This is a genomic window from Streptomyces montanisoli (genome assembly GCF_017813245.1).
GTDB lineage: Bacteria > Actinomycetota > Actinomycetes > Streptomycetales > Streptomycetaceae > Streptomyces > Streptomyces montanisoli.
In genome coordinates this window covers 22903-28902 of the sequence record NZ_JAGIQL010000082.1, presented here as the reverse complement: position 1 = coordinate 28902, position 6000 = coordinate 22903, and the positions used below count along the sequence as shown (strand labels likewise).

The 6000-nt window shown below is 71.6% G+C and carries 4 protein-coding genes and 2 tRNA genes; 5 read left to right on the top strand and 1 reads right to left on the bottom strand.

All coding sequences use genetic code 11. From position 1 onward, the window contains the following. Both JFN87_RS19660 and JFN87_RS19655 read left to right on the top strand, forming a co-directional pair. A partial coding sequence (locus JFN87_RS19660; protein ID WP_209341752.1) for a maltokinase N-terminal cap-like domain-containing protein occupies nt 1-534 on the top strand: 534 nt, incomplete at its 5' end. A 118-nt stretch (nt 535-652) separates the two neighbouring features. After that, entirely contained in the window at nt 653-1441 is a 789-nt protein-coding gene (locus tag JFN87_RS19655) for an SAM-dependent methyltransferase (RefSeq protein WP_209341751.1), read from the top strand. Nucleotides 1442-1505: 64 nt separating this feature from the next. Here the strand turns inward: JFN87_RS19655 and JFN87_RS19650 are convergent, their stop codons facing one another. Continuing rightward, entirely contained in the window at nt 1506-4967 is a 3462-nt protein-coding gene (locus JFN87_RS19650; protein ID WP_209341750.1) for a glycoside hydrolase family 3 C-terminal domain-containing protein, read from the bottom strand. A 227-nt stretch (nt 4968-5194) separates the two neighbouring features. On the opposite strand from JFN87_RS19650, the gene JFN87_RS19645 reads away from it, so the two are divergent. The 3 genes from JFN87_RS19645 (at nt 5195) to JFN87_RS19635 (ending at nt 5919) form a co-directional block, all read left to right on the top strand. Beyond that, nucleotides 5195-5551, top strand: a complete 357-nt coding sequence (locus JFN87_RS19645) for a hypothetical protein (RefSeq protein ID WP_209341749.1) — start codon at nt 5195-5197, stop codon at nt 5549-5551. A 199-nt stretch (nt 5552-5750) separates the two neighbouring features. Then, nucleotides 5751-5825, top strand: a tRNA-Asp gene (locus JFN87_RS19640). Between the two features lie 20 nt (nt 5826-5845). Next, nucleotides 5846-5919: transfer RNA gene (locus JFN87_RS19635), tRNA-Phe, on the top strand. The last annotated feature ends 81 nt before the right edge of the window (nt 5920-6000 follow it).

Here is a 6000-nt window from a genome sequence, read left to right as displayed (position 1 = left end):
GACGAAGTACGCGACGTGTCGGGGCCGCTCCCCGTCGCGTACTTCGTCCCCGTCACCTACCGCTCCGCGCCGCTCGACGGTGCGAGCCACGCGCTCATCGGCACCTGCGAGCACGGCGTGCTCGGCCTCCGCCACGTGTACGACGGCGTCCACGACCCCGTCCTCGTCGAGCAGCTCTACGCGCTGCTGCGCGGCGAGGCCGAGCCGCAGGCGCAGAGCGAGAGCCACACCGCCGATCCGACGGTCACCTGTCACCGCGTGCGGACGCCGCTGCCCGCGGCCGTGCCCGGGACGGCTCCGTCGGCCGTGGCGGACGGGCCGGGCGGATCCGACGTGCGCGTGCCGACGAGCGACGGCGCCCTGACGCTGCGGGTGCGCCGCGTGCTCGAACCGGAGCAGGACACGCAGGACGGCGGGCTGCCCGCGGGCGTGCTCGGCCTGGTCACCGCGGGCTGGCACGCACCGGACGGCGCCGACTTCCGCGGCACGTACGCGTCCCTGCTGGACGCGCGACCGGACGCACAAGACGCGTAAGGCGACCGCCCCGCGTTCCGCATCGCGCCACCGTGCGGCACTCTTGGCCTTGTCGCCGTCCCCCGCACCCGCACCCGCACCCGCACCCGCACCCCGGTCATACGCAAACGGAGTCCCGATGACCTCATCCGCACCCAAGCCCCGGATCGACACCAGCAAGCCGCATCCGGCCCGGGTCTACGACTGGTTGCTGGGCGGCAAGGACAACTACCTGGTCGACCAGGCCGTCGGCGACAAGCTGCCCGAGGACTCCAAGGCCGCCGCCCGGCAGAACCGCGCCTTCATGCAGCGCGCCGTCGCCTGGGCCGCGCGGGAAGGGTTCGACCAGTTCCTGGACATCGGCACGGGCATCCCGACGCAGCCGAACCTCCACCAGATCGTCCAGCGCGTGAACCCGGCCGCCCGCATCGTCTACACGGACTACGACCCGATCGTGCTGCGCCATGCCGAGGCGCTGCTGATCTCGACGCCCGAGGGCACGACGGACTACATCCAGGCCGACGTGCGCGAGCCGGGCGCGATCGTGGAACACGCGCGCACCATCCTGGACTTCGACCGGCCGGTCGTGCTGTCGCTGATCGCGCTGATGCACTTCGTCCAGGACGAGGAGGACCCGTACGGCATCGTCCGCACGCTGGTGGACGCCCTGCCGTCGGGGAGCCTGCTGATCTTCTCGCACGGCACGACCGACTTCCACCCGGCCGAGATGGTCGCGACGATCAAGGAGGCGTACAAGAAGGGCACCATCCCGCTGCGCTTCCGCACGCGCGAGGAGACCGAACGATTCTTCGCGGGCCTCGACCTGGTCGAGCCCGGCCTCGTCACGGCGCCCCACTGGTACAAGGAAGAGCCGGCGCCCGAGGAGGAGCGCAGCGGCATCTACGCCGCCGTCGCCCGCGTGCCCTGATACTCCGGCGCCTCACGGTGGAGCCGGGGCGCCGCGTGTGCGGCGTCCCGGCGGCACCACGCGCTCAGCCGATCGCCGTCGCGAAGACGTGCAGCGACGCGTTGTCAGGCAGCGTCACGTACGCGACCTGCTTGCCCGCCGTCAGCGGCACCGACGACGCGTACAGGCTGACCTTGTGGTCGTGCGGCAGCGTGTCGGCGGGCGGGTTGTTCCAGTGCGCGGTCGTGGCGACCAGCGAGCAGCCGTCCACCGCCTGGTTCGCGTACCAGTCGGCCAGCGTCACCGTGCCCGTCGAGGTCGTGCCGTCCGCGTACGTGACGGTCACCTGCCCCTGCTGCGTGCCGTTGGTGCCCGCGCCGAGGAACGACAGCCGCGTCCCCGACCCGCGCACCGCGATCGCCTGGCCCGCGGCCGCCACGTCGTCGGGCGTGCCGGCCGCGACGTCCGGCCAGGTGAACGCGGCCGAGCCGGCCGAGACCCGCCCGCCGGGGGTGATGCCGGCGTCGGCGAGCGCCTGCGCCGAGAAGCTGTAGCCGGCGTCGCCGAACGAGCCCGCCGCCGTCGCGGAGTCGTCCGTGACGCCGACCTCACCCGCCGCGGCCCGGACGTTCGCGTAGGCGACCTGGACCGTCGCCGAGCCGTCGCCCGGGCTCGTGTGCGGCGAGCCGAGGTAGCGGGTCGTGCCCGTCAGCTCGGCAGCGCCGCCCTTGGCGCCGTCCGGGATCGTCACGTCCCAGGTGGTCGTCACCGTTTTGCCGGGGGCCACCAGCCAGTGCGTCGCCGGGCTCGTGGCCCTCGCCCGCCAGCCGGACGGCACGGACAGCCTCGTCGTGGCGCCGATGACCGGTTGCGTGGCGCCGTTGGTGAACGTCGTACGGACCTTGACGCTGGAGCCGCCCACCGCGGGCGACGGCGCCGACACCTTGGTGAAGCGCGGGCCCGTCGTCCTGCGCACCTGGAAGGAGCCGCTCAGCGGCAGGCTGCGCGACGAGTCGCCGACGCGCACCCGGTAGGTGCCGGGGGTGAGCGTCCACGCCTGCGCGTCGCTGTTCCAGTACGACGCGTCCTGCGCCGTCAGCCGGAAGGTGACCCGCTTCGTCTGGTGCGCCTTCAGGGCGACCTTCCGGAAGCCCTTCAGCTGGCTGACCGGCTCCCCGGCCGCCTTGGGCTCGCTCAGGTAGAGCTGGGCCACCTCGCTGCCGGCCCGCGAGCCGGTGTTGGTGACGTCGGCCGTCACCCGCAGCGATCCGCCCTCCCGCATGGTCGAGCCCTCGACGCGCAGGTGGGAGAACTTGTAGGAGGTGTACGAGAGGCCGTAGCCGAACGGGTAGAGCGGGTCCTCGTGCTTCGCGTCGTAGTACTTGTAGCCGACGTCGAGGCCCTCGGAGTACTGGACCTTGCCGTCCACGCCCGGCCACTGCGCCGCCGTGTTCGCGGGCACCTGGTCGAGCGACTTCGGGAAGGTCACCGGCAGCTTGCCGGACGGGTTGACGTCGCCGTACAGCAGCGCGGCGATGGCGTCACCGGACTCCTGCCCCGGGTACCAGGCCTCGAAGACGCCCTTGACCTGGTCGAGCCAGGGCATCGTCACGGCGGAGCCGGTGTTCAGCACGACGATCGTGTTCGGGTTGGCCCTGGCGACGGCCTCGATCAGGGCGTTCTGGTCACCCGGCAGGTCGATGTCGGCGAGGTCGCTGCCCTCGGACTCGAAGTCGTTGGCGTAGACGATCGCCACGTCGGACTTGGCTGCGAGGTCCGCCGCCTGGCCCCGCAGGTCGCTGCCCGGCGTCTCCCAGCCGAGGTGCACCTCGTCGCCGCCGCCGCCCTGGTAGTAGTCGACCTCGACCTGCACCGGCTTGCCGGCGGTCAGCGTGGCCGTGCCGGTCTGCGTGTGGGTGGCCTGGTCGCGCCAGTTGTCGATGACCTGCTTGCCGTCGATCAGCAGCCGGCTGCCGTCGTCGCTGGTCAGACCGAAGGTGTACGTGCCGGTCGCGGGCGGCGTCAGGGTGCCCGTCCACTTGGTGGAGAAGTTCGTGCCCGCGACGCCGTCGGCCGGGGCCGCGCCGTTCCAGTCGAAGTCCACCTGCGGGTCGGTCCGCGTCGCGGCCGGGTCGCCCGAGAGCGTCTTGTTGGTGTAGTAGGCGCCCTGGAGCCCGTGTCCCGTGCCGGACGGCGGCGTGAGGTACTGGCTGCCGATCACCGGCAGTTGGCCGTTGGCGCTGACGTTGCCCTGCGCGTACGTCACCTTCGTGCCGGCGCCCGCGCGCGCCTTGATCCCGTCGTACGGCGTGACGGTGCCGGTCCCCGCGACGGTGGCGCTGCCGCCGCCCGCGCTCATCGTGTCCTTGCCCGCGCCGTCGCCGATGACGGCGATCGACTTGACCTTCCCGCTGTCCAGCGGCAGGACGTGCCCGCTGTTCTTCAGCAGGACCGCGCCGTCCTCGGCCGCGCGCTTCGCGACCGCGACGTGGGCGGGCGTGGAGGCGTTCGCGTCGGGGGTGTCGGCGGACGGGTGGTCGAAGAGGCCGAAGCGGAACTCCTCGCGCATGATGCGCGTGACCATGTCGTCCACGCGCGCCTTCTTGACCTGCCCGTTCTGCACGGCCGTCTTCAGCGCGGTGCCGAAGTAGGAGCCGTCGGGCATCTGCATGTCCATGCCCGCGTTGGCCGAGGCGACGGTGGAGTGGGTGCCGCCCCAGTCGGAGGTGATGAAGCCGTCGAAGCCGAACTGCTTCTTGAGGATGTTGTTCAGGTACGCGTTCTCGCAGGCGTAGGTGCCGTTGACGGACGAGTACGAGCACATGGCCGAGGACGGTTTCGCCTGGTCGAGGATGGTGCCGAAGGCTGCCGCGTAGACCTCGTGGACGGTCCTGTCGTCGATGACAGCGTTGTCAGAGACCGTGTTGCGGTTGGTCTCCTGGTTGTAGACCGCCCAGTGCTTCACCTGGGCCATCACGCCCTGGTCCTGGATGCCCTCGATGTCTGCGGCGCCGATCTGCCCGGTGAGGTACGGGTCCTCGCTGTACGACTCGAAGGCGCGCCCCCAGCGCGGGTCGCGGACGATGTTCACGGTGGGGCCGAGGTCGACGTCGACGCCCTTCGCCTTGTCCTCGGCGCCGATCACCGCGCCGTACGACTTCGCGAGCGACGGGTCGAAGGAGGCGGCGACGTTCGCGGCCGCGGGCAGCTGGGTCGTGTCGGACATCCGCACGCCGACCGGGCCGTCCTGCATCTTGAGGGCCGGGATGCACAGGCGGGAGTCGCCGGGGATGTAGCCCGTGTACGCGGAGCCCGCGGCCCCGTGGACCATCGTGATCTCCTCGTCCAGCGTCATCTTCGACAGGACCTGGGAGACCCGGTGATCGACCGAGGCGTGCGAGCCGACCCAGGGGCAGTCGGCGGACTTCGGGGAGGCGGGCCCGGCGGGCGCCGCGGCGGCCGCCGACGCGGAGGCCGGCACGGCCATCGCCGCGACGAGCAGGGCACCTGAGGCAACCGCACCGAGGCGCGGTCTGGTTCTGCGCATGGTGAACTCCTGGGGAAAGGGCGGAGCTTGGGAGCGGTAACGCGTGGGGTGGAGGTGACGGGGAGCGACGTGTGTGACAGTGGGTGGCCGGACAGGGACAGAACGAGACGTTTCTACGGCCTGTCATGTCCGGGAACAAGATGCGTGCGGCGGAATTGGCCTGATCATTGAACTCAGCGGGCCGTGTTCCGCGGCCACCGCGACGGCAGGAGGAAACGAGCGTGTCCATGCCCGAGACCCCAGAGCGCTACGTCGCCCGCATCGTGGACGTGCCGGGCGCGGGCATCCGTCTTGACCCCGTCGCGGAGTCGGCCGTGCCCGGCGAGCCCACCGAGGTCAACCTCCTCGGCCTGGCCGTCGCCCTCGCGCTGGGCTCGGCGGACTACGAGCACCACCCGGAGCCCAGGGACACCGCGACACAGACCGTCGAGGCGCTGCTGGCCGGTGAGTCCGTCATGCCCTGGCGCGCGACCGGCGGGGTGGCGGGGACGGTGCCGTACGTCGTGTGCGAGCGCACGGCGAGCGGGCACTACGGCTGCCGCGTGCAGCACCGGCCCGAGGGCGAGGCCGCCGGTCCCGCGTAGCGCAGCCGGTCATCCGACGCCGGGGTGGCGGACGCCGTGGCAGGCCTCCGGCCTGCGCCGGTACCAGGCTCCGCGGCGGACGGGGCACCCTCCCCGTTCTGATACGCTCATCGTGCGACTTCGGGCAAGGAGCACCATCGAGAAATATCCGGTGGGTGCACGCGTCACCGTATGCGAGACTTGTCCACGCGCACCGCCTGGTCCTGTGGAGCAGTTTGGAGTGCTCGCCACCCTGTCAAGGTGGAGGCCGCGGGTTCAAATCCCGTCAGGACCGCTGCAGCTTTTCGGCTGCGTGGCTGGGTAGCTCAGTTGGTACGAGCGATCGCCTGAAAAGCGATAGGTCGCCGGTTCGATCCCGGCCCCAGCCACAGTGTGACGAGAGCGGTACGACCCCGTGCGAATCGGGGCCGTACCGCTCTCGTCGTTTCGCGCCCGCGCCCCCCGCCCGT